Annotated in this window: 27 protein-coding genes; 7 read left to right on the forward strand and 20 right to left on the reverse strand. The window is 50.7% G+C overall.

Annotated features, from left to right (window positions below):
• Position 1: 1 nt before the first annotated feature.
• The 12 genes from ACGHVY_RS09890 to ACGHVY_RS09945 form a co-directional block, all read right to left on the reverse strand.
• Positions 2–886, reverse strand: coding sequence for a hypothetical protein (locus ACGHVY_RS09890; RefSeq protein ID WP_390598727.1), 885 nt, complete (start codon positions 884–886; stop codon positions 2–4).
• A gap of 11 nt (positions 887–897) precedes the next feature.
• Positions 898–1,554: a hypothetical protein gene (locus ACGHVY_RS09895; protein WP_390598728.1), complete on the reverse strand. Its 657-nt coding sequence runs from the start codon at positions 1,552–1,554 to the stop codon at positions 898–900.
• A 1-nt stretch (position 1,555) separates the two neighbouring features.
• Complete coding sequence (locus ACGHVY_RS09900; protein WP_390598730.1) at positions 1,556–1,741, reverse strand: hypothetical protein; 186 nt, start codon at positions 1,739–1,741, stop codon at positions 1,556–1,558.
• A 26-nt stretch (positions 1,742–1,767) separates the two neighbouring features.
• Entirely contained in the window at positions 1,768–2,181 is a 414-nt protein-coding gene (locus tag ACGHVY_RS09905) for a hypothetical protein (RefSeq protein ID WP_390598732.1), read from the reverse strand.
• Entirely contained in the window at positions 2,178–2,360 is a 183-nt protein-coding gene (locus ACGHVY_RS09910) for a hypothetical protein (protein ID WP_390598733.1), read from the reverse strand. The genes ACGHVY_RS09905 and ACGHVY_RS09910 overlap by 4 nt, the downstream gene beginning before the upstream one ends.
• A 188-nt stretch (positions 2,361–2,548) precedes the next feature.
• Positions 2,549–3,592 (reverse strand): ubiquitin carboxyl-hydrolase, encoded by a 1,044-nt coding sequence (locus tag ACGHVY_RS09915; RefSeq protein WP_390598735.1) that lies wholly within the window; start codon positions 3,590–3,592, stop codon positions 2,549–2,551.
• A 2-nt stretch (positions 3,593–3,594) separates the two neighbouring features.
• Complete coding sequence (locus tag ACGHVY_RS09920; protein WP_390598737.1) at positions 3,595–4,065, reverse strand: hypothetical protein; 471 nt, start codon at positions 4,063–4,065, stop codon at positions 3,595–3,597.
• 1,348 nt (positions 4,066–5,413) lie between these two features.
• Entirely contained in the window at positions 5,414–6,682 is a 1,269-nt protein-coding gene (locus ACGHVY_RS09925) for a reverse transcriptase domain-containing protein (RefSeq protein ID WP_390599668.1), read from the reverse strand.
• 10 nt (positions 6,683–6,692) lie between these two features.
• Positions 6,693–7,343: a hypothetical protein gene (locus ACGHVY_RS09930; protein ID WP_390598738.1), complete on the reverse strand. Its 651-nt coding sequence runs from the start codon at positions 7,341–7,343 to the stop codon at positions 6,693–6,695.
• Positions 7,344–7,357: 14 nt separating this feature from the next.
• The gene (locus ACGHVY_RS09935; RefSeq protein ID WP_390598740.1) at positions 7,358–7,567 is read right to left on the reverse strand and encodes a hypothetical protein; all 210 of its coding nucleotides are present in this window, start codon (positions 7,565–7,567) and stop codon (positions 7,358–7,360) included.
• A gap of 2 nt (positions 7,568–7,569) precedes the next feature.
• On the reverse strand, positions 7,570–7,845 hold the full coding sequence (locus ACGHVY_RS09940; protein ID WP_390598741.1) for a DUF3846 domain-containing protein: 276 nt from the start codon (positions 7,843–7,845) through the stop codon (positions 7,570–7,572).
• Positions 7,846–8,148: a hypothetical protein gene (locus tag ACGHVY_RS09945; protein ID WP_390598743.1), complete on the reverse strand. Its 303-nt coding sequence runs from the start codon at positions 8,146–8,148 to the stop codon at positions 7,846–7,848.
• 25 nt (positions 8,149–8,173) lie between these two features.
• Here ACGHVY_RS09945 and ACGHVY_RS09950 point away from each other — a divergent pair, with 25 nt between their 5' ends.
• The gene (locus ACGHVY_RS09950) at positions 8,174–8,611 is read left to right on the forward strand and encodes a hypothetical protein (RefSeq protein ID WP_390598744.1); all 438 of its coding nucleotides are present in this window, start codon (positions 8,174–8,176) and stop codon (positions 8,609–8,611) included.
• Positions 8,612–8,658: 47 nt separating this feature from the next.
• Here ACGHVY_RS09950 and ACGHVY_RS09955 read toward each other — a convergent pair whose 3' ends face one another.
• Complete coding sequence (locus ACGHVY_RS09955; protein ID WP_099290273.1) at positions 8,659–8,901, reverse strand: hypothetical protein; 243 nt, start codon at positions 8,899–8,901, stop codon at positions 8,659–8,661.
• A gap of 74 nt (positions 8,902–8,975) precedes the next feature.
• Positions 8,976–9,602, reverse strand: a complete 627-nt coding sequence (locus ACGHVY_RS09960; protein WP_390598746.1) for a hypothetical protein — start codon at positions 9,600–9,602, stop codon at positions 8,976–8,978.
• Between the two features lie 1,703 nt (positions 9,603–11,305).
• Here ACGHVY_RS09960 and ACGHVY_RS09965 point away from each other — a divergent pair.
• Positions 11,306–12,394, forward strand: a complete 1,089-nt coding sequence (locus ACGHVY_RS09965) for a hypothetical protein (RefSeq protein WP_390598748.1) — start codon at positions 11,306–11,308, stop codon at positions 12,392–12,394.
• Positions 12,395–12,480: 86 nt separating this feature from the next.
• Here the strand turns inward: ACGHVY_RS09965 and ACGHVY_RS09970 are convergent, their stop codons facing one another.
• The 6 genes from ACGHVY_RS09970 to ACGHVY_RS09995 all read right to left on the reverse strand — a co-directional run bounded on the left by ACGHVY_RS09970 (position 12,481) and on the right by ACGHVY_RS09995 (position 17,844).
• Positions 12,481–14,280 carry a M20/M25/M40 family metallo-hydrolase gene (locus ACGHVY_RS09970; protein WP_390598750.1) on the reverse strand — a complete coding sequence of 600 codons (1,800 nt, stop codon included), beginning with the start codon at positions 14,278–14,280 and terminating at the stop codon, positions 12,481–12,483.
• Between the two features lie 443 nt (positions 14,281–14,723).
• Entirely contained in the window at positions 14,724–14,993 is a 270-nt protein-coding gene (locus tag ACGHVY_RS09975; protein WP_390598751.1) for a hypothetical protein, read from the reverse strand.
• Between the two features lie 103 nt (positions 14,994–15,096).
• The gene (locus ACGHVY_RS09980; RefSeq protein ID WP_390598752.1) at positions 15,097–15,579 is read right to left on the reverse strand and encodes a hypothetical protein; all 483 of its coding nucleotides are present in this window, start codon (positions 15,577–15,579) and stop codon (positions 15,097–15,099) included.
• Positions 15,534–17,018, reverse strand: a complete 1,485-nt coding sequence (locus ACGHVY_RS09985; protein ID WP_390598753.1) for a KilA-N domain-containing protein — start codon at positions 17,016–17,018, stop codon at positions 15,534–15,536. The genes ACGHVY_RS09980 and ACGHVY_RS09985 overlap by 46 nt, the downstream gene beginning before the upstream one ends.
• The gene (locus ACGHVY_RS09990) at positions 17,015–17,401 is read right to left on the reverse strand and encodes a hypothetical protein (RefSeq protein ID WP_390598754.1); all 387 of its coding nucleotides are present in this window, start codon (positions 17,399–17,401) and stop codon (positions 17,015–17,017) included. Before ACGHVY_RS09990 ends, ACGHVY_RS09985 begins: the two co-directional genes overlap by 4 nt.
• A gap of 2 nt (positions 17,402–17,403) precedes the next feature.
• Positions 17,404–17,844: a hypothetical protein gene (locus ACGHVY_RS09995; protein ID WP_390598755.1), complete on the reverse strand. Its 441-nt coding sequence runs from the start codon at positions 17,842–17,844 to the stop codon at positions 17,404–17,406.
• A 272-nt stretch (positions 17,845–18,116) separates the two neighbouring features.
• On the opposite strand from ACGHVY_RS09995, the gene ACGHVY_RS10000 reads away from it, so the two are divergent.
• The 5 genes from ACGHVY_RS10000 (at position 18,117) to ACGHVY_RS10020 (ending at position 23,277) form a co-directional block, all read left to right on the forward strand.
• Positions 18,117–19,418, forward strand: a complete 1,302-nt coding sequence (locus ACGHVY_RS10000; protein WP_390598756.1) for a DUF935 family protein — start codon at positions 18,117–18,119, stop codon at positions 19,416–19,418.
• A 2-nt stretch (positions 19,419–19,420) separates the two neighbouring features.
• Entirely contained in the window at positions 19,421–20,002 is a 582-nt protein-coding gene (locus ACGHVY_RS10005) for a hypothetical protein (protein WP_390598757.1), read from the forward strand.
• Positions 19,999–20,799, forward strand: coding sequence for a hypothetical protein (locus ACGHVY_RS10010; protein ID WP_390598759.1), 801 nt, complete (start codon positions 19,999–20,001; stop codon positions 20,797–20,799). Before ACGHVY_RS10005 ends, ACGHVY_RS10010 begins: the two co-directional genes overlap by 4 nt.
• Positions 20,800–20,841: 42 nt before the next feature.
• Positions 20,842–22,095, forward strand: coding sequence for an ATP-dependent Clp protease proteolytic subunit (locus tag ACGHVY_RS10015; RefSeq protein ID WP_390598760.1), 1,254 nt, complete (start codon positions 20,842–20,844; stop codon positions 22,093–22,095).
• A gap of 132 nt (positions 22,096–22,227) precedes the next feature.
• Positions 22,228–23,277 (forward strand): hypothetical protein, encoded by a 1,050-nt coding sequence (locus tag ACGHVY_RS10020; RefSeq protein ID WP_390598761.1) that lies wholly within the window; start codon positions 22,228–22,230, stop codon positions 23,275–23,277.
• Positions 23,278–23,296 lie beyond the last annotated feature (19 nt).

Genomic DNA, 23,296 nt, shown 5'->3' on the forward strand with positions numbered 1-23,296 from the left:
ATTACGCAGTTTTAAGTTGGAATTCGATGCCGGAAGGCAGTTTGGTGTAGTCCACTTTTTTCAGGAAGCGGTCAAATTGTTCCTGTGTAACGATGTCGTTCTTGGAAGCATAGTCCCGCCAGTTGAATACGCCCGTGTTTCGATGGTCGTAGTAGATGAAGTTGTCGAGTGGCATTCCGCAACGGAGTACATGGAGTTTGACGGAAAGTTCCAAATCTATTTTTGCCTTCTCATTTGCGGCAGCGGACTTGAGGTCATTGATTTTTTTCCGCTTGGCAGCAAGTTGGGCTTCATGTCTGCGCTTTTTGATGTTTGCCGGCAGGTAATAACCTTCGGCAATTCGGGATTCCACAAGCTGGAATTCTTCCGTAGTAAGAGGGGTAAACTGATAGCGGACGGAGGTGTCCTCAAATTGTTCTCCGGTCAGTTTTTCAAGTTGTTTGATTGCAGCACAGGCTTCCTCCTCCCAACGGGCGGGTATGCCCATCATCTGAAGCAGGTAGGTAAAGTAAAGTTGGTCTTCCGCCTCACGAAGAAATCGGTCGTACTCTTGTTGGGTAATACGGAGTTCGCTCATTGTAACCTCCTTGGAACTGTTTCGCAGGTGGTAGAATCCGTTGCCTTGCGCATACATCGGTGCTCCTTTGGCATCGCACAGGTGTAAGGCGATGAACGGGCGCAGTTCGGGAAAGGCCTCTGCAATTTGTTCATGGCAACACCCGGCCATGCACCATTTCCAGACGCCGTATTTGTCCTTTTCGTAGATGGTTGCTGTAACGCCGAAGTCGGCATATCCGTTGCGGCAGTCATCATCGAGCTGTACCTTAACGTCTATTTTGTAGCCGTTTATGATTTTTGTTGCGTTATATTTCAGTTTGTCAGCCATTGCGATATGTGTTAGTTTGTTGATAATGCAAATTCCGGGAATGGGAGTTCCAGACCGAATGTGCGGAGATGTTCGGTCTGTTCTTGCCGGTTGTCTTCGGTAATTTTATCATCGATGTAAGCCTGACATTCGCTTTTGATCTGCTCGATTCCATCATTACCGAAAAAGCCCCAGCAACTGTCCAGTATTTCGGTGTCGTCATCCTCCGGCGTAACCTGAAATCCGTACACTTCACCATGCAGGTATTCGTTGTATGTGTCGATTTCATTTTGGAGGTATTCCTCGATTTTCTTGCGGCGGGATTGCGTGAGCACTTTCCAGCCGTATTCCTTTTTTACCTGTGCGACACTGACCGCCACTATTCCGAACCATCCGCTGTCCCATCGGCACGAGAAGGGGCCGGATGAAATGCTGAGACCACTGTGGTCATAGAGGAAAAGGTTCAAAGCGATATGCTTTTGCAGGAATGATTTCCGAATGTTTCCGGGGCGGCCGTCGCATACTTCGTCGAAGTCGAAATGTTCGTCGAACTCCTTTTCGGGACGGTAATGCCGGTGTGCCGTGTAGAACGTACCGAGGTTGCTCCACTCGCGCGGACTTTCGGGACAGTCATCGTAGTAGATATTGATGTGGTGTCCTTTATAGGTTATTTGTTCGTATCTGTTCATATCAGTATGTATAAGCAGTTTCCAACTCGCTTTCGTAATTCTCGAAAGCTATAAGGTTATCTTCGTCCGTCACATCCTGATCCCAGAACAGTTCGACAAAACGTTCTATCACATCCCGCATGGCGCGGGTGTATTGTTGGAGGTATTTTACGGCCCTCGTGCGCCAATCTGTCGTTTCGTATTGCATGATGATTTATGATTTTGATTGTTCATTCAAATGTCGTTTCGGTAGTCGAGCAGGTATTGCTCGAAATGGTTCTCACAAATGATCTGGTTACGGTCAATGTCTGTGGAAAAATCATCCCACTTGTAACCGTAATCTTTCAGTAATTCTTCTTGCTCTGATCGGCTGAAATCCGTTACGTCGATTTCGCCTTCCCGCCAAAGCATGTTGTCCGTTGCGAATTTTCGGACTTCGGGCACATTGTGCGCATCGTGCAAAAACTCTGTCGGGTATCCGAGATACCGCTGATAAATCCGATTGGATTCCGTTTCAGCACACGGTAGCAAATCACGGTGGCAGGTATTCGGCTCACAATACCAGAATACCGTGTCCGATATTTTCAAGCAGAATTGCAGTTGGTCGGGATCGGTGCATTGAATGTGCGGGTTTAGAAGTCGCTTCATGCGATTTCAAATTGTACCGAGAAGTGGAATTCTTTTCGGAGGTGAACAATTTCCGCCATCGCTTCCGGGTCCTTCCCGTATGGATAGAAGATGGTGAACTGGCGGGTCAGGCATCGGATGCCTTTCTTTCGCAGTTTGTACAGCAGGTATGCCCTGCGTCTGAGTTGTTTCTTATTCATTGTCGTTACATTTTTAGAAGATACATAATGATGCGACTACCGATGTGGGGCATGGCTTTATCCTTCTGATGTATGGTCTTCCGGAAGGATCCTGAGGCACGGCGTGTAGCCAGCGCCTCAGGATCCTCTCAAGGAAGACGAACTGAAAGTATCGGCCCATCACATCAAGCCTGCCAGGCGATGACGGCCTACTTCTTACGCCACTGGGCCATTTTCTTTTTGACGTCGATGCCGTTGTCGTCGAGCATCTTTTTCAGTGCGGCCAGCAGACGCCATCCGTTGCCGTCTTTATACTCTTCGGCCTTGGCCGAAAGGAACGCAAGCGACTGGTATTTGTCCAATCGCCGCCCTCTGTCGTCAATGGCCGTACAGTCGTGGAACCGAATGAGGTTTTGCATGGTGTAGAATGCGCCGGCACCCTTGTAGGCATCTACCCACACCTTGCTCTGGGGTGTGGCGTGCTTCATCTTGAACCGCTTGTCGTTGAACTTCTTCACGGCATTGTAGAGCTGGGTGGCATTTTTAGCCGCTCCGATATGGTAGGCTGCAAGACGCAGCGGGCTGTAGAGTTTGGGGTGCAGGTCTTGTACGAAGATGTTGTGGCTGCCGAGACGCTTGTAAGGAATGCACTTGCATTTCTTGACCGGCAGGCTCTCGACATGCGTTTTCAGTTGTTCGATGTAATCTTCCGCCATAGCCGTAGCGACCTTGACGTTGAACCAGCGGTTCCTATCTGCGAAGTTCTCGGGGTCGTTGCGCTCCATCTTCATTTGAGCACGCAGTTCGTCGAGCAGCATCCTCCACTCGTACTCATAGCCCAGACGGTGGATCATCTCGGTCACGCCAACCGGACTCCAAGCGCCATAGTCCTTGTAGGAGAGCATGTGGAACATCTGCGCCATGACGAAGCGGCGGAACAGACGGCGGTTGGGTACGGTTCCCTTTTCGAGGATGTAATCGAAAATCGGGTCGTTGTCGTCCAGAATCGACAGCTTGCCGTCCTTGTTCGAGGCGACATAATCGCCGCCGTTGGCTCCCTGCATGGCAAACAGGCAGCTCACGTCCACGCCGACACTGCGGAGCGCCTCGATGCGTTCGTGCGCCGTTTTGGGCAGTTGTGCTTGTTTGATTGATGCCGCAGGGTTTTCTGCGATGGTAACTTTTTTGCCTGCGATTGCAAGTTCCGTCCCGCATGTCGGGCACGTAACATTCGTCTCTTGTTTTCTTCTCATGATTAAATAGTTGATTGATTATTATTCGGCTCTACCCATTGTCTGAGTATTACCAGATCCTTGTCTTCTTTGCTCTGCCAGAACCACCTGCCGAACTTCTCGGGATTCCATTTGAAGCCGCCGAGCAGTTGGCAGAGGATGAATAGTTCCAGTTCGATTTGTGATTTGTCGCGCCGCTCTCCATAGAGCATGTCATCGTCATTCAGTTCCCTTTCCGGCAATGCCATGAAATAGCGGCGCGATGTACTCTCGCTGCGTTCCGACGGAATCGAGTGCTTGTAACGACGGTACAGTTCTTCCACTTTCGAGAAGAACTCCTCTTCACTGCAATGCGGCACTCCGAGAACGCCTTCATACGAGCCGTCCCGGATGACGTACTTGCCGTTTACTTTGAGACTTCGCGTTTGGAAGTCGACCTTGAAACGCGCCCCGTTCTCTACAGCACGGACAGTTTCCTGATAGATATTGTCCATAGCTCCTATGAATTGGCTATGTCCGTTCTTCTGAAGGCGGGAATGCTCAGCTTCAGATTGTCGTTAATCAGGAATTTCCTGTCGCACTCGCAGATGATGTGGGTGTCCGTTACCCGTTTGATTCTCCGTGTAACTTCGTCATGGGAGGTGTATGGCTTCCCGTCCCTGGTCCCGTTATCTATATCTCCCGAGATATGGTACCAGTTTCCGATTTCAATGTCTTTTACGTTCATTTTTTATCTGGTTAAATTGTTTGTCATTAAATGCACTCGAATCGCTGACGCATGGCTTTATAGCGTTGATGACTACAGTCTGTCCTGGATCCAGAACCAGGTAATCGCCTGGTCAGGATCCAGGTAGAATACTGTATGTTAAATTCGATTCCTCGTGCAAAATCGGGCTGCGTTGCCCGTAAGTCTCAATCAGGCCGGCACATTGCTTTATCAGTTCGATATGAGCAGCTATTCAGCTACGGACCTTGTCCACAGGCATCTAATCAGATGCCTTGGACTACGGTCCTTGATGTTATTAGCTGCACCATTAAACTCCTGACCTTGACCTTTTCACTTTGTGCTAAGTTTTGCGGTTCTTAGGATCGTGGCACGTTGCTTTAATATGTCGATGTGCGCCGCGATTTGAAGTCCGGGCAGCGACGTCGTGTTCCTGATAGTGAATAACGACGTCATTGCCGGGACTTCATTGCTTGCGGCACGCTGATTCTTGTCCCCTGAACCGCAGTTTTCCGTGCTGAAATCTCATTCGGACGGTACATTCCTTTATTTTCCTGATGTGCGCAGCTCTGTTCTGCTGGCCTTTGCTCTCCTCCATCCATTCGGATGGAGGGGGCAGCTCAGGCCGCAAGTTCAAGAGCTGCATAACTGAAATTCCGACCTTGACTTTTTTTGTAGCTGTGTACTCAGCTTCTCATGATCCTCAGAATATCGGCATATTGAATCATATTCCTTGAATCATGCTTTTTGTGCTAAAGAAGAAGTTCTCATAATGACGGCACATTTCTTTATTTGCTTGATGTTGCCCGCGAGAGCCAAGCTCTTGAGGAGTCTGAAGGTGATGGTTCGATCACCTTCAAGACTCTCGATAGAGCTGGGTTACGCGCGGGAATCTCAAACTCATTCCTCGAACTTCTGCTGATGTGTTTCAGTTTCTTTCGTGCAGATGTCTGGCTGGATGGCACATTACTTTATCACTTTGATGGTTACAGGCTATTGCCAGAAGAAATCCTGAGTGAAACCGGTCGATAAACCGGATTTCACTCAGGATAATTCTGGTTAAATTACCTGTAATATGAATTCCAGCCCTTCATCAGCTTGCCGTGTACTCGGCATTGTTACAGTGATGCTACCAGCGTGTTGTACGCAGCTCGACTTGTCAGCATGGCATTCCGCATGCAGCCAATCGTCAGGTAGCCGGGGATGTTGCCTCCGGTTTTGGAGCGATTTGCTTTCACATTGCGACCACGCCCCCGGACGATACATCCGTCAGACTTGTTTCTGACATATCCCAGACCTCCGACTTTGCGTTTGCCGGTTGCAACTGCCCGCAGACAATCCATGACAAACATATTCAGTTGGTCAAGGTCTTTCCGCACGTTACATACGGGAAGAATCTGTGTCGCCCAACTGAACTCGCCGTTGCCCTTGTACAGGTAACGGTTCACGGCATGGACGGCTTTCGTCAGCGTCGTGTCCCGACAGCGAATCGTTCGTTGCTCGATCTCTTTCTGGAAGGTTTTGATACGGCTGGATGAGAGCGAAATCATCTTGCCTTTGATGCTGTACCCGAGAAATTTGAACCAGTTGTCTGCGGTAAGGTACTCCACCTTTTTCGGATTGAGCTTCATGGACTTTCCGGCAAGTCGCTTTTGGAGCAGTTCCATTGCTTTTTCATAGTCGGCACCGACAAAGAGCATGTCATCCGAATAGCGTACATAGTAGCCGTTCAGTCCCGACAATTCTGTGTCGAGGTCGTACAGGAGCACATCGGCCAGCCAGCTTGCTACGGCGCAGCCCTGCTTGAGGGACTGGTAGCGGCTTTGGAGGGTGTTGTGCTCGTCGAAGTAGAGGTCCGAATGGTAGTATTTGCGGAGTACGTCGATGAGAACCGAGCGGCCGTGTTTGGCCTCAACCTTATCGAATGCCTCATCGACGAATTGAATCGGTACACTGTCAAAATACTTCGAGAGGTCGGCTTTCCAGCCCAAAACTCCGTTCTTTGCAGCGTTCACGATTTGATGACTGACTTCGGTAACCACTCGGCCGCAGCCTATTCCTGTCTGGTAGGACTTGCAGGTTTCGTGGAGCATTTCAGGCATCAAGTCAAACAGGAGGTCGTTGGCGATACTGAGTATCACACGGTCCATCGGCTCGTTTACATACACTGTGCGGAACTCGCCGTTGTCTTTGGGTATTTGAGCCGTATGGGGCGGCGAGATTTCATACTTTCCCAGCATCATGGCTTCAGCCATTGCCAGCCGGGTATGTTCGTCGGTCAGCCGGATGAGCTGGTCTTTCCGGATGTCTTTGCCCACACCTTTCTCGATTGCTTTCGTCCATCGCTCGATGTCGAAAAACATTTGCAATATCTTATCTGCCATTATTTGTGATTCTTTATGCACTTTCCACAACAGGGATAACCTGCTCGTCTGGCAGCAGCATCTCTTCGTTCGAGAGATAGTAGTATATCTCTCCATCCACCTCCTCTGCCTCATCCGAAATAGGTGCTCCAGTCTTATCGTCAATCAGCCTGTTTTCCAAACTTATCAAGGATACCAGAACATCTTCTTCATCGTGTGTTCCCCGGAATATGGTCAGTTTCCTTGCTAAATATTCTCTATTCTCCCACGTTATGGTCTGGAACATATCTTCCACCTCCGGGAAATTGTGGCAAAGAACCGAAAACAGCCTGTAAGCATCGTTCTGGAGCATCAATACGATACTTTCCATCAGGCAAAGTTGAGACTCTTTGAGCATGGCAGACAGCACATTCATCCCGGCGCCGTTTGTTTCTGCCGCCATCATAGCTTGCCAATATCCATTACTGGACAAGTCCAGCCAAGGAAGCAGTTCGGCAGCCCTTACAGAATAGGAAACTCCAACTTCTTCAGGATTATCCTCGTCCGTGGAAATGAGTTCTATTAACGTGTCGGCGCTAACAGGGTCTTTTACTGGCAAGCATACTTGCATTTTGCGGAGGGTGTCCGTGCTGTCATCAGCCCATTGGACGTAACCGCCGAATCTTATAAAATCGTATCTGCTCATTTTTCTTCTCTGTTTTATACTCCAAGCTCCTCTGGCTCTCCGTCATCAATAACCCTATAAAAACGATCTCCATCCGCCCACTTTTTGGCTGCGATACTCAGTTCAAACGCCTCTTCAATGGACAATCCGTTGGCAGGTATGGATAGTAGCATTTCTCCCATGCACACATCGCTTTCCATGTACTCCTTTTTCAGCTTGTCGAGCGTTATTTTATCTTTATCCATAGCTACTTGATTTGTTCGTCATTGCACACGAGCACATCCCCGACAATGTAGTCTGATATACTCGGGTAGTTTTCTTTGAAAATGCGTGTTGCCTCAGGGTTATATGCGAGGTCGTTTATTTTTCCCTCTTCGTTCACGACCATGATTTCCGTTTCGTCCAGAAATACAAGTTCGATGTCTCCGCCGACTATTGCCTGCATTTCTTCCAGCGTAAAGTCGGTTCCATTGGCAGGTTGCACCGATTGGCGCGTCCCGTTTGTTTTTATGATTTCCGCCATTTATTTCTTATGTGTAAAAGTTATTATGGTTTGACCGTCATAACCGAATTTTGCTTTTAGACCAAAAGCCTCGGCATCGGAACTGATGCAGCAGATGTCCCAAACATTTAGTGCATGGGCACAGGTTATGACAGTGTTGTTTTCTGAGATAAGCGGTGATTTGCCTTTCAGCGCAGCACCGCCGCATATTCCGCGCAGGATTACTCCGCGCTGGTGGGTAGTAAGTTCTTTTGTTTCCATCGGCAAATCGGAATTTGTTAAAGAATAGATGCTATCCGAATAATCCGGTCGGAATTCGGGCATATTTTTTTGTCGGCATAAGTTCAGATTGCACGTATCCGACCTGTTTCAGAATCCGAAACAAGGAGCACACGGAGCTGTCAGCACGCGGATTCCGACCCAGACGAGCAAGAGCAAGCCTGCGACAAATACCGTGTTCAGAATGGCGTCCTGCCGTTTGCGGGCAAAGGCGATTATCTTTTTCATGGCTTTGATTATTACGGTTCGACTGCAATCGGGCATAAAAAAGGCACGAGTTTCCGCCCGTGCCTGCACCGATTATTTCACACTGCGTTATGCCGCCGGCGTCGGCGATGGTGGCAGTATCGGCATTTTAATGATACGGCACCTCTCGTTGATGAGCACACGATATACCCGCATGAGGTTGCGCCCGCGAAAACTGCTGACCGTTACACTTTGCACGCCTGCTTCACCCAAACGTTTCAGCGTGGGTTTGGCAGCTTTGAAATGCTTGAAGCAGCCGTAACTCTCAGTTCCGGCATTGTTATATACGTCTATCATATTCTGTTCTTGTTACATTAGTTTTTTGAGGAATTTCCACGCCTGCGGGCTATATCTCCGGCACACGAAATTCTCTAACGATTCGGTGCGTTCATATCCGCAATTCTGGCATAAGTACCGCACAAATTTGTGCGTGATGAAGTGCAGCATCCCCGTTTCATGGCTTTTACAGCGGTCGAAATACGGAGAGATGCCGAGCGCAAAGTGGGCAGAAAAATTTTCCGCCACTTCATTGAAAGCGATGAGTTTATACATGGCATGAAACAAGAAAGACAGCGCACATTTTCTGCACGCTGTCCTGCTTCGATTGTATAGGGTTCGTTATGCCGTTACGCTGCTATCGCTACGGTTTCCGCTCCGTTTCTCGGTTTTCTGCCACGTCTGCGGGCAGGCTGTTCCGCCACCGTTTCGGCAACGGCTACGGATGTCGCACTTTCGGCAACAGGTTGTTCGGCAGGCTGTTCGGTCTGCACCTCTTCGGGCTGGGCGATGTCTTTGGGCAGTTCCACACGGAAATTCAGTGCCTCCATGAGTGCTTTGGTGGCATTGTGGATGTACTTCTTGCGGTCGCGGGCAGAGCGTTCCAAGTCCTTTTTGGTCGGCATTAACCCGATTCGCGCCCATACGCTCGCATCGAGGTCGAAGACTTTGACCGTAATGCCTGCGGAGGTGCGAATGATGAGCCGGTGCGGAGTTCCTGCACGGAGTTTCGAGCGGATACCGTCGTTCGATTCACGGAGCAGCGATTCTTTCGTCTTCACTTCCCAGAAAGTCGTTACCACGTTACGCAGTACACGGAACATTTCGTCCTGCGTTTTCACGGTCGCTTCGTAATCGGCACCGAAAAAGTGCATAGCCGTGTTTTTGCCGTCTTTGCCGGCATACTCGAAAACCACACCTGCGGCATTAACTGCCATGTTTGCAAACTGTTCTGCATTTAACTTACTGATTGCCATAATGATAAAATTTAGTTGGTTTCTATGCGATAGTGCATATTGAGGGCACTGCGGAATCGAACCGCACGTTCTGCGGATGGCAAAACGGCACGACCTGTGCGTGCCCAAAAATCGCACGCTACCTTTCACCCGATAGCGTGCAGATTTCATCTCAATTTGCACCTCACTAAAACGCGCCCTATACTCGCTATTTCGGAAAAAAGCCCTATATTTGCATCGTTCACACGCAAAGACGATTTTCCGCTGTCATGGCAAGCCCGACTACTCCAATTTCGACGGGTGCTTCTTTGGCACGTCCCCCGTCTTTTCCAACGGGGCAGCTAACATTCGGGCGGTTGGCGGCTGGTGATTATGGGCATGACATTGGCAATGCTCTTTTCTCAAGCTCCGTGCGGATTGTTTTTACCGCATAGCGATTTTTATCTCCGGCTGCGCAAGGGCAGACTTATGGCATTATTTTATCGCCTCCCTTTTCCATACGACTCTCGCCCTCCCAAATTCACGGGCTTTGCGTATGCGGACAAAATACACGTATTTCGACCGTTCCGACTTGCTACATTGGTTTGTAGTCCTGCGCGGTGTGGTTGTTTGACACCCTCTTTAATCGCTCCAAAGCGAACAGGCGAATTTTTGTTTGTCCGAGCTACAAAAATAGGTTTCCCACAAAAAAGGCTCTTTGTTTCTCGCTGTTGCGGTTTTTGCTGTCTGTTTCTTACTTACTGACTTTTTTTGTTTTTACTATTTACAGACTTGTTGCGGTTGTGTCGCTTTTGAAAGTCTGTATATTTTTTGTTTCTGTTTTCCCCGTCTGTTTGTCGGGGCTGTTTCCCTTTCGGTTCAATTCAACAATAACACAAAGTTTCTAATCCTCCAAATATTTTTTTTCGCTTGAATCAAAAAACGGCTCTAAAATGAGAGTGAACGCCCGCGCGCGAGGGTTGTTTTTATTCGATTGAAAATCAATCTATTACAGAAAAGAAAATTTTTTTTTCAAAAAAATATAGGGTTCAATGCTTAAAAACAGACTGAAAGAAAAACTATATATATTGATAGTCAATTATTTGCGAGTTAAAAACAGACTAAAAAACAAGGGAGAAAAATTTTTTGCTTTCAATCCGAAAGAATCAAAGGTCTATTTATAGACTTTTAGTTTCACTTTTCTACAAAGTGAAGGCATTAAAATACTGAATAACAGCATACTAATAATTTTAAAAAGAACGGGGTGGGTACTACCTCCGGTGCGGATTCGATACGCGCCCTACGGCCTGATTTTCAAGTCCCGTTTTTGGCTCTGACTTTTTTGTTCAAAGTTTGACATGATTCCGGGGGATTATTTGCTCAAAACAGCATGTGCTTTGCATAGGAGGAAGCATGTCCGGTTATAGACAGACTTTGCAAGCATTACCGTCGGTCCGTTGTTTCTTCCGGATTTTATCGATGCTTATTATTTATTGCTTTGGACGATACGATTATACCGTTATAATTCGGACGCTAAAAATGTTCTTGTGTGGGGGTTTTGTATAGCCGGTCGCATATATAGTCTTGCATAGAAATTTGTGTGCTAATGTATTATCGAATTTTTTGTTGAAACTTTTATTAGGTTTCCCTAAAAAGAAAATTGATAATTTAAGTCCGCTTTTCCACGACAATCTATATCTTTGCCTAAAGTAAACCTGTATATAATTTATAGATGCCCTTACCGTATGAGTAAATGCAAGTCGGCAATCCATGATTTCTTCCGATGTTACAGACCGGAGAATGAGACGCACGAACTGGCCATAGAACAGTTTTGTGCCCAGCGACGTTTTGTGGTCTCCATCGATGGAACGCCCGACAAGCGTTTGCCCGTAACATACGAGCAATTCCGCCAATGGTTCGAGACGGATATGCCCCGGCGCGGTGATGTCGTGGACCTTGTGGGGCAAGGGATTTCAGGGATTGTCGAAACGGTAGGAGTAAATCAATCCGTATGCTTGTACGTCTCGATCAGAGGAGAGGAATTGAACACCTCTTCCGGATGTTTCGAATATACCTCGTTGGAGATAGCCGACGAGGAGTCGGTTCTCCGTCTGCAACGGGCGCTTTATCGGGAGGGATTGGTTTGGAACCGATGGCGCAACAGAATCAGACCGCGCGAAATACCCAAAGAAAATGTCCAGTACCAGATCAGCGTATTGGGTCGGAAAATCGGCTACGGCGTGTTTCGGGAAATCGATGCCGAGGGACGGATTGTCATGTACTGCATGAAACCGGAGGACGGCCCGGTGCGTTATTCGTTGCGTGAAGTCGTCGGACCGGCAGAAGATTACCAGTTGGAGCCTATCAATGTCGGACAGCGTGAGGAGCTGGCAAAAGAGCTGGAAAAGGCCGGTGTCCTTTGGAACGGGTTTTACAAACGGATCGAGCCTGTCAATTATCTGGTTCCGGCAGGAAAAGGCTACTACTACCTGGACGAATTCTGGGAGGTATGCAAGACCATCGAGCAAGGCAAGGCCAAAGGAGTGAAGTATTTCAATAACGGGAATTATTCCCGGTATCGGGAACCGATGGAGGAACTCCGAAGGTATATTTTGAAGGAACTGGGTGCCGGTGCTGTCTCCCGTTCTGAAGAGACCGTGTATTACTACTTGAAAGAGTTCTGGAAGGTTTGTAAAACGACGGATAAAGGACGTCGGAGAGATATAAAGCGCGCCAAAGCCGGTAACTATTCTCCGGATGAAGAGAGTATGAAAAAACTCGCTTTACAATTACAGGAGAAGCGAAAAGAACAATTAGCAAAGTTAAAATATTAGCCAAGTGATTTGTTTATGGAAGTTATCCCATAAACAAATCAAGAATGAACTTTCGATTGGTAGAACTCTTGTAATGCAATATAACATCATTCGATTGTCTGCTGCAACTCCGTTATCCACAGCGGTTCGGGATTGGGATCGCCGAGGATATACACCTCGCGATATTGCCGTCCCGGTTTCAATCCTTGTCTTTTTACCTGTTTGCCAAGTTCGCGCCATGTTTTGCCAATGGTTTTCAAAGGGCCTCTATGGACAGCAACGGCAGCCTCGACGGAAGGCAACACCATTACCTCGTAACCGTCGCCTGCGATTGCTTCGTTGCCGACCGGATATGCCGTAACGACATCGACTTCATACCCGTTCGGAAGCCGGCGCATTTCGTATAGGGCCATGCCTATCGCTCCGATGGCTGCACCCTGGGCGTTGAGTGCACGGTAGAGTTCATAGAGCCCGTTTTCTATTACAGGAACAAGCTCTTTGTCGCCGAACCCCGAAGCGGTATGGCGGGTGTAGGCGACACGAACTGCCGGCAGCGTTTTTATTTCGGCGGTGAAATCCGTGTTTCTCGGCGGCACGATGAACGAATGATTCGTTTTGCGTCCGCTCGTCTTTTTCGCCATGAGAAACTTTACGGCAGCAAGGGCATGAGTGGCGGCTACATGAAAAATTTCCTCGACTGACACCGATTCGTCGGCAGCACTGCACCGCCAGCTGTCGGGACCGTACCAATAGGCCGGCGTCCCCTTGTATCTCCAATAACGGCAGTCGCTGATGGCAATGTCGGGCGTCATGACTGGACGGCGCCCGATCAGTTCCTCGGCCGCATCTTGCAGCATGTGCGCCGCTTCGCCGTCCGGATCGGAGATGTCGGCGGAGTCGATACCCTCCCAAAAGAGTTCGGCCTCGGGATAGCGTGCTACGATTTCACGGATCTTGCGGAACACGGCATAAGGATCCGTACCCACGGGAATGACGGTCGTGGCAGAGAACGTGCAGTCGGGGGCGATTACACAGAGCAGAGTGCCGCCACGCACGGTACAGATGTCGGTCGTTATCCGGCTCAGTTGTTCGGCATGCCCTGCACCGCGCAGTTCCGTATGCCGCTTTACCCATTCGGCATCCGCCAGTTTTTCGGCAAGAAGCGGCGGAAGCGTTATTTCGATATGTTCCAGCTCGTCCAAATCGCGGATGATGTCGGCGGCGATCCGGATAGCGCTGCGCGAATCGTTGGAATAACCGGCTATGGCGCCGGGTGTCGCAATACGGACGGAATACTGCATGTAGCCCTTCGAGGCGAAGCTGACGGCCTCCGTGCCGGAGGGTTCGGCCGAGAATACGCAGTCCGCCGCCATCTCTGAGGGAATCCGCTCGAACAGATAACCCGTTCCCCGACCATAGCCCGTTTCCTCGTCGGAGACGAGCGAGATGGAGACCTTGCCAGGAAGATACGCTTTCAGCCGGGCGACATACGTGTAGGCGAAGAGCATGGCCGCAACGCCGCCCTTCATATCGCCTGCACCGCGTCCCCAGACCATTCCGTCTGCGACCTTGCCGCTCCACGGATCGTCCGTCCATCCCGGTTCTTCTCCTGCGGGCATCGTGTCGAGGTGTCCGTTGAACATTACGTGCCGACCCTTTCCGGATAATTCGACCGAAGAGATCAGATTCGGCAGCGACTCCTGAATGGCAAGCGTCCTGTAAGGCAACTTCGCCTGCTTCATATATTGTTCGACCAACTCCATTGCATCGCGGGTATCGCCCGGCGGATCGGCTGTCTTGCACCGGACGAGGGCGGAGCAAAGCTCAATCATCCGCTGCTTGTCTTCCTCGACCCACTGCAAGATTTTCGTTTTGATTTCTTCATATATAAATTGCTTGCCCATCATAAATAAATTATTTATTACCAACTGTTTAATGTGATTGGGCGGCAAAGATAGCCAACTTATCCGAAACAAAATATTTATAAAAAATCTTTTTGCTTATTTAGCAATTTGCATATCGGTATCGGTAGGAAACAAAACCAATACCGACACACGATTGCAAAATCCATAAATAGAGCACACTTAAAAATAAAATCATATACTGGAAGTATTTCCATGTATCGGTATTCTCTATCTTCTTCTAAAGAAGAAGCAAGGTAGAGGGTATAAATAAAGCACTTCCGCTACGCTCCAGTGTTTATTTATACCCTTTAATGCTCACCCCTAAAGGGGTTCGCTATGTTTTTCTTTTAGTAGATAAAAAGAGAAAAGTAAGATAGTAGTATAGTATATATAATATATTACTGCATCTTACTTTTCTGTTTTATAGAATCGGAAATAGTAGCCGGTCAGCCTCCATCGGGACTTTTCCTATGCCCGTAGGTCTGCTCGAACTTCTCCCTGAAAGCCTTTACCTCCTCTTTGGGCAGATAGCGGCGCACTTCGCCGCAGAGCCGGTCATACTCCTCCAGAGAAAGCGTATCGAGGTCTGCCATTTCAATCTCCACGTCCGGATGTAACCGCCGGAAATAGAATCCCGCCGCCTGTGCATATTCGCCTTTGCAGGCCCGGCTGACCGTCTTGACGGATGTTCCGGTGATTTCGGCGCACGACTGCATCGACTTGAATACGGCGACCAGTATGCGTGTGTGGCCGAACAGCAGCACCTGTTTCGGGTGCCGGAATGAACTGTTACTTTTTCCTTTGTGTTTCATGCGGTTTTCATTTTGTTATACGTTGCAGGATTCGGGTAACAAGCGGGATGTTTTCCATGTTGATCCACTCTTTTGCCACGTTCCAGCTCAGTGATTTGCTAAAACAGATACTCTTTTCCATGAGGATATGATACGACAGACGCCCTTCCGTCGGTTTGAGTTTCAGGTCATGCAGTTCACACAGCCCGTTCTTCCAGAATATGCAGCCGCGCTGCGTCTGGAGGGCCTGCACCATCAGTATCGGGAACGGGATGGCTCCGACCAGCATACCGACAGCCCAGAATGTAATCCGCAGTCTTTCCTCATATCCGGCCTCTATCAGTCGCCAGATGTCTTCCGGTGTGCCCAGACAAGGTGTCAGGCATTGTCTCCGGCAACGGGGACAGTCGCAGCTCACGGGATAGCGTCCCGTCGCCCTTGAAATCTTCTCGGTCAGTTCCTTGCTCATTCTGCTTCCTTCGGTTGTTGTTCGGCATTTCTTCTGTTCCACAATTCGATGATTTTCTCCCGACCGAGTAATGACCATCGCTTACGGGTACCGAATGCCCATCGTTTCTGGGTTTTAGGATTCGTCCAATAGTACGGCACGTTGATTTGCCATTCCCGGTATTCCGGCAGGACTGTCCATTGCTTTTTCACGAACCGACAAATGCCGCTATCTTCCAGGAATCTACTCATGCGGCTGGCTGAAATACCAATTTCCCGGGCCAGTTGTGTGGGTGTGAAATAATCCACACCTTCCGTCAGATGGCTGTACGGGTTCTCCACCCGCCGGCGTCCGGACGGCAGTTCCGGTTGTCGTGGCGGCTCTTTGCTCCACAGTTCGAGAATCTGGTCACGGCCGATCTTGCTCCACCGCTTCCGTGTTCCGGCCGCATAACACTTGCCGGTGCGCAGGTTATTCCAGTAATACGGCATGTCGATCTGCCAGCTTCGATACGGCATGAAGGCCACCCACTGGTTTTTAGAGAACTTGCAGATGCCTTTCTCAGCAAGAAACTGATGCAACTGCCGGGGTGTCGTGTTCAGCTCCTGCGCAAGCCATGTCGTCGAATAAAAGTCCCGTCCCTCAATCAGGTTGTCGTAAAACTCCACCTTGTAGGAATCGGCGTCGATGCGTTCCTGTTGCAGGTGTATTTCATGCCGTTGGGCGATAATCATCTGCTGCGCCTCGTCGAGGCTTTGCGGCACAGGCAGATTCTCTGTGGTGTTCATGCCGCTTTCAGGTCGGGGTTCCAACGTGGCATACCCCCGTGTCATCAGTTCGTTGATTTTCGTGTTGCACCACTGCGAGAACTCCGGCGACAACTGCCGGGCGAACTCCATCGCCAGTTCTTCATCGATCCATGTCGCCCCGTTGTTCCGGCCGCGCGTAGTGAATATCTGGCTGTCGAGGCTCTCCGAGATGCCCTTCTCGACCAGATGCTGGCGGTAGCGGACGAAATCCGCCTTGCGCAGAATCTCTGCCGGAAGTACGCCGAAACTGCGTGCCATCTGCGTGGCGTTGATCATCATCTTGTTGTTGGCGGCACGAAAAGAAATCGGATGGTCCTGATAGCTGAACACCACGTCTTCCTGCGTCGTGTGCTGCGTTGCTTTGGCAGACTGTATGGCCGCATCTTCGAGCAGTTCATTCAGCCAGGTCTCCACTGCGGCGCACTTCTTTGCCGCGATGGAATTTTCGCGCCGCATAGGGCGGATCAGCTTATAGACATCGTATGGGCTGATGGCCCACATCTCGCGTCCTTTCTTGCGGAACGGAATCTGAATACTGGAGGGCAACTGGCGGATGGCCGCCTTGTCGGTCAGCAGTTCTTCCCGTCCCAATACTTTGCAGAGGTCATGCAGATTCACCCATGCCAAGGTTTTGTCATCGTTGAACAGCACCCTTATCGGATACTCTTCACATGGTATTGTGCTACTTTTCATTTTGTATTACTTTTCATCTCTTTTCCTTCTAAATCACGTTGTTTGCAGAATTTCCGGAACTCCTTGCGCCGCTCGTCATACGCCTGCCGTTTGTGTGCGATCTCACGTACTGTGAAATAGCGACGCTCCACTCCGCAAAGGCGGTCGTACTCCTGCAATGTCAGGTTATCGATATCCGAAAGTTCAATTTGCACATCGGGATGCGCGTGCCGGAAATAGAAGCCTCCGGTGGCCACATACTTGCCTGTGCAGGAAAACGATATGCTTTGGAGATTGATACCTGAAAAATCCGCCGCGCTGTGCAGCGAGCGTACCACAGCGATGAGTACATACGCTCCGTTGAAGACCAGCAACTGCTTCGACGGTAAAAATGGACCTTTCATTTTCATAACTCATTGGTGTTTGGTGTGGAGACCAGTTCTTCATGGGTAAACCGTTGTTGCGCTTGTATGAAGATGTAGGAGTCGGAACACACGAGACCGGTCAACATCATCTGCGACATGCTCTCCAGCAGGTACATGCCGAATGCAGGGTCGGTACAGCAAAGGAACGGCAGGGCGAAAGATTCTTCCGCCAGAGAGTGTTCCGTGGCAGCATCGACGGCAAATCGTTCGTCCGGCGGTATGCCGTACATCTTGCCCAAAAGGTCTATCCACAAGGCGAACCCTGCGATAAATTCGGCAATCTTTTCTTCCGGTTCCAGTTTCACGGATTGCAGATAGTGTGTCATGTCAAAATAAGTTCGGGTATCGGTGGCGGTGAACAGCAAATCCGGAAACTCACCGAACCGAAGTCTGAACCCTTGATGATTTTCTATTGTTCTCATTTCTCAAAAATATTAAATTTTGCAGGCAAATATATACTTTTCGGCTCAATTTTGGCTATAAATTTGCCTGTATTTTTTTTCGTTATTAGTTCATACATAGCAATTTACAATTAGTTTTTCCGCATAAAAACAGACAAAAAGTCTGTAAATAAACGTCCGCCTATTTTGTATGGTAAACCGAACATATTGGAACCGATTTGTTCGTATGGTCTGAGGGTGTCGGATAACCCATTTTTTCGGGATCAAACTATTCTTTTTGAAACCCGAAAAAAATGCAGGAAGAAGGAACATTTAACCGCGAACTACTCGAAAGCATATTCCACACGTCGAAAAAAACGATTCAGGAATACGTGCGGGAAATCGAACGGCACAACCGCTACCGTTCGGTGCGCTCGAACATGCAGTTGGGGACCATTCTCGACGACCGGGCGCGTCTGATCGACCTGTACGATGCATGTCTGCAACAGGATGCGCATATCCGCGCCGTCATCGAGACGCTCGAAAGCCAGATTCTCGGAGACCGCTATATGCTTGCCCGTCAGAACGACAAGGGCAAGTACGTCAAAGACATCAAAGAGAGCCAGAAGATACAGGGTTCGCAGTTCGACAAGATTATCCGTGGTGTCATCGAGGCCAAGCTCTACGGCTACACGCTGCTGGAAATCATGCCCGATATCGACCCTGATACGGGTCGCCTAAAAGAAGTGAACAGTATCGAGCGTCGCAACGTCCTGCCCGAACAGGGTATCGTCGTCAAGCGGCAGGGCTTGTGGCTTCCGCACTGGGACATCCGCTCGGCCGCCTACAGGAAACGTTATGTGCTCATCAAGACGGGAGACCTGGGACTTTTCTCGGCCACGACACCGTTGATTCTCGCCAAAAAGTTCACGGTCGCCAACTACGTCAATTTCAGTCATACCTACGGCCAGCCCATCATCCACGGAAAGACCGTCAGCGAAAACAACATGGACCGCAAGCGTCTGGCGCAGGACATCTCCAATGCCGCCCAGAACAAGGTGATCGTGACGGGGTTGGAAGACGAGGTGGATATCAAGACCTTCACCATGTCCAACAGCGAGAAGATTTACACCGGCCTGATTCAGTTTGCCAACCGGGAGGTCTCGAACCTTATTCTCGGCTCCGAGTCAATGGCCGGAGGCATGCAGTCGTATGTCGGTTCCACCAAGGCACATCAGGACATCTTCCGCGACCGCATCGAGGTGTACCGCCGTTACATCGAGAACGTGATGAACGAGCAGATCATCCCCCGGCTCGTAGAGATGGGCTATATCCCCGCCGGACTGGAATTCAAGTATTCCAACCGCATCGACATGAACAACGAGGACCGTATCAAGCTCTACGCGCTCATCACGGACAAATACGAAGTGGCGGCGGACGAAATCGAGAAAGAGTTCGGTATAGCGGTTGGCAAGCAGCTCAACGTGATACCCGGTATGGGAGGCGGCATTGCAGTCGGCGGAAGTTCCTCCGACCGGGGCATCATGTCGGACGAGGAATACTACAAACGTTACGGTCATCCCCGTGGTGTAAAACAAACCGATACCAACCCGTAGCCATGAGAATCACCCTCGAACAATTCTGCGAGCAGTGGGCACCGAAAGGCAACGGCCGGTATCTGCCCAACAAGATGGAGTTCAACACCCATGACTTCGTGACAATGGCCGGCGAATACTCCAAGAGCCGGTTCCGCACCAGCTTTGCCGAAGGCGGCTTTTACGGCAGCGGCAAGCCGTGGCCAAAGCGCAAATCACGCTGGGGTCGGAAATTCACCCATCCCGTAATGAACGAAACCGGAACTTTGGCGCGCTCCATCACCGGGGAGGTCAGTCGTATGGACAAAACCAACATCACCCAACGCGGCTACGGTGAACTGAGGAAGATTTTCCGCCGGGGAGCCCATTATACCATCCGAACCAAACCGACCAACCATAACCAGCATGGACAATATGGACACCTAAAATGCTATGCTGCCATACACAATACCGATCCAGCGCTGAAACTTTATAAAGTTAATAAAGGTAGTGATAAACTACCTGAGCAACGGCAGTTTATCGGCATCAGCCCGAAATTGAACCATACCATCAACCAACTGTTTATCCCCATCCTGTTCCGGGGATTTCCCTTTCCGAACCCATGATCAGAGACAAGAAACCATATAATCCACCCGTAAACGGTTCCGCTCTCGGAGCGGAACAACCTGCGGTCGTCGTGCCCGAACAGGTATCGGAGAATCCGTTCGTGAACATGTATCAGGCTGTCCGCCGTGCCATCCTCACATTGCGGGCAAATCCGGAAGAGCCGCAAAGTCCGCCGTTTTTCAAGACCATCATGATCGACACGGGGCAGTTCTCCCGAATCGTGCGCAGCGAGAATCTGGAAATGGAAATCGCCTTTCCGGCCATCTTCATCCGCTTTGTGAACGTGCGCTACCTCGTACAGCAGCAACGTATCGGCGAGGGCCGCGCCACCATGCGCATCCGCTTCATCCTCAATACGCTCAATCACACCGATCCGGAGCGGGAATGCGACCCGTTCATCGTTTTCCAGCGGTTGAACGTCGCCATTCAGGATGCCAAAAGCCATGAGCCGGCACTCACGGAGCGGTGCAATCTCCTTTACTTCGACATGCCTGTGACGACCAACATGTTGCAGGCGTACTGGGTGGATTACGAGGTCTGGTTCCGGGAATCCTCCGCCTGGAAATACCGGAACTGGGTCGAACGCTATCTGGTCATGCCGCCCTTCACGCAACATGCCGATGCTCCGCAGCACGACACGGCAGGACACGGGCATCACGCCGAGCCGGTTTACGAAAAGGTTACGGGATTCGAGCCGTCGGTCGATGTGCCGGACCTGCCGGAGGAGGATGAAAAAGAACCCGAAGAGGAAAAGCCGGACGAGGATGTCCCGAATGACCCCGGAAGCGGATTATAAACCATTTCACACGAGCGAAGCTATTCTTACCCAAAGGAAAAGATGAACACGGAAACTTTTGAACATATCGTCTGTCAGTCGGGCGCCGGTCGTCCGGCTTCCATCCGCTTCTTCGGCCGCATCACGGAAGAGAGTGCAGGGCGTTTCAGCGAGGCGTTCGACTTTTTGGAGAACATCGTGCGTCCCTCCCTTATCCGGGTACTCATCAACTCGGAGGGTGGCTCGGTACTGCACGGCATGACGGTCTATGCCGCCATACAGAACGCTTCGGTGCCTACCGAATGCGTCATCGAAGGCATGGCCGCCTCGATGGGCTCCGTCATCTGGGCCGCCGGGGACAAGTCGTTCATGCGCGATTACGGCATTCTGATGATTCACAACCCGTTCCTGCCTGACGATGACGGGGAACAATCCGATTTGGTCAAAGCCTTCACAACGCAGATCGAGACCATTTACCGCAAGCGGTTCGGGTTGAGCCGCGAGAAAGTCCGGGCCATCATGGACGGAGATACCGGGCAGGACGGGACATTCTTCGATGCCGCGGCAGCCGTGAAGGCGGGCATCATCCCCGAAAGCCATGTGCTGAAGACCAATAAGCAGCTTCGGGATAAAGTCCGCGCCGATCTGTCGGGTATCACGGACACGGCGGCCATACAAGCCGTAATGAGCCGTATTACCCCGTCCGAAACAGAGAATCACCCTTCGGAGAACAAAACCTCTATTCTTAATACGAAACTTAATCACACATCCATGAACGAAGAGAAAACATTATCCCCGGAATACAGCGCGGTGGTCGCTTCGCTCGGCATGCAGGAGAAGAACGGGGTCAAGGACGTGCTCTCCCGCATCTCGGAGCTGGCCGGTGTGGAGGCCAGACTGGCCGAAGCGGACAAAGCACTGAACGACGCAAAGACCGTCATCGCCGGTAAGGACGCCACCATCGGCAATCTCCAGAAAGACCTTGACAGTGCCACAGCCCGCTTGCAGGCTTATGAACAGAAAGAGGCCGATGCCAAAGCAAGTGCCATTCAGAGCTTCTTGCAGAAAGCTGTGGACGAAGGCAAGATTGAGGCGGATACGGTGCCCGGATGGAAAGAGATGGCTGCCACGAACTTCCAGTTGGTGCAGGACACCATCGGTTCGATTCCCGCCCGCGAGAAAATCAGCGAGCAGATCGCCACCGACCCCGACAACGCCAAAGCGGCCGCCGATGCCCTGAAGAGTGCCGGCCAGAAGATGGCCGAACAGGTCGAAGCCGTCGTGGGCAAGGACTTCGCCTTCAAGAAACTGCAATAGCCCCGTCCGGCGGGAGACGTACCGTCCCGCCACCTCGATACACATAAACTGATTTGCCGGAAGTGGTTTACCGCTTTGAGTCGATGCTCCCTGTTCGCGGCCGAGATTCTAACCCAGAAAATCACTAACACAATGGCAGATACAGTAACTTTCTTACAGAACGGCTATGCCGGAGAGGTGTTGGAAGACCTGCTCACCTACACGGCGCAGGGCAACGACACCTTCCGCGAGGGTCTGATCCACATCAAGTCCGGCATCCAGCATAAGTACACTCTTCCCGCCATCCGGCTGGGAGACATCATTCAGGACAACGTCCCCACTCCCCAGAGTTCGCACGGAGCCAAAGGCGAGAACGGCGAGAACGAATACCAGTTCACGGAGCGTCATCTCGAACCCGCCGAGTTCATGGTTTACCTCGAATTCAACCCGCGCGATTTCGAGGCGTATTGGAAGTTCGCGCAGCCGACGGGCAACCTCGTCTTCCGCGAGCTCGATCCCAAGTTGCAGGCCACGATGCTGCGCCTTCTGATGGACAAGAAAAACGAGTTCATCGGCAATGCCATCTGGACTTCGGCCAAGGGCGGTGCGGCCGCCGCAGGCATCACGGCTCCTGCCGGTGCCGTGCAGATCGGAGCCGGTAAGGAGAAATACTTCGACGGCGTAATCAAGCGTATCATCGACAACGTGAACGCCACCGACGCCCAGACCATCGCAGGCGGTCAGTGCATCGTCTCCGGTACGACCGAGCTCAAGGACGGTGCTGCGGTCGAGGCAGCCCTCTACTCGATGTGGCGGAAATGTCCCAAGCAGATCCGCAAGCGCTCGGGCCTGAGCATCGTCATGGGCTGGGAAGCGTGGGACGCCTACGATCAGTATATCACCGACAAGATGGTGAAATACTCCGAGAACAGCGAGGTGAACCGCTACCGCTTCAAGGGCAAGCGCATCATCCCGATCACGGGCGTGCCGGAGCACACCATCGTCATGGGCAACTTCACGTCGGGCATGGACTCCAACCTGTGGATGGGCGTAGACTACGCCAACGACACCGAGGTCCTGAAGGTGGACCGTCTGCAATCCAACTCGGAGCTCTTCTTCTTCCAGATGCGCATGAAGATGGACGTGAACATTGTCAAGCCTGCCGAGATCGTCGTCCATACGGCCTACACCAAAACGGCATAACCCTTTACCGAATCACCGA

Source organism: Bacteroides sp. f07, from assembly GCF_042854785.1.
Classification (GTDB): domain Bacteria; phylum Bacteroidota; class Bacteroidia; order Bacteroidales; family Bacteroidaceae; genus Bacteroides.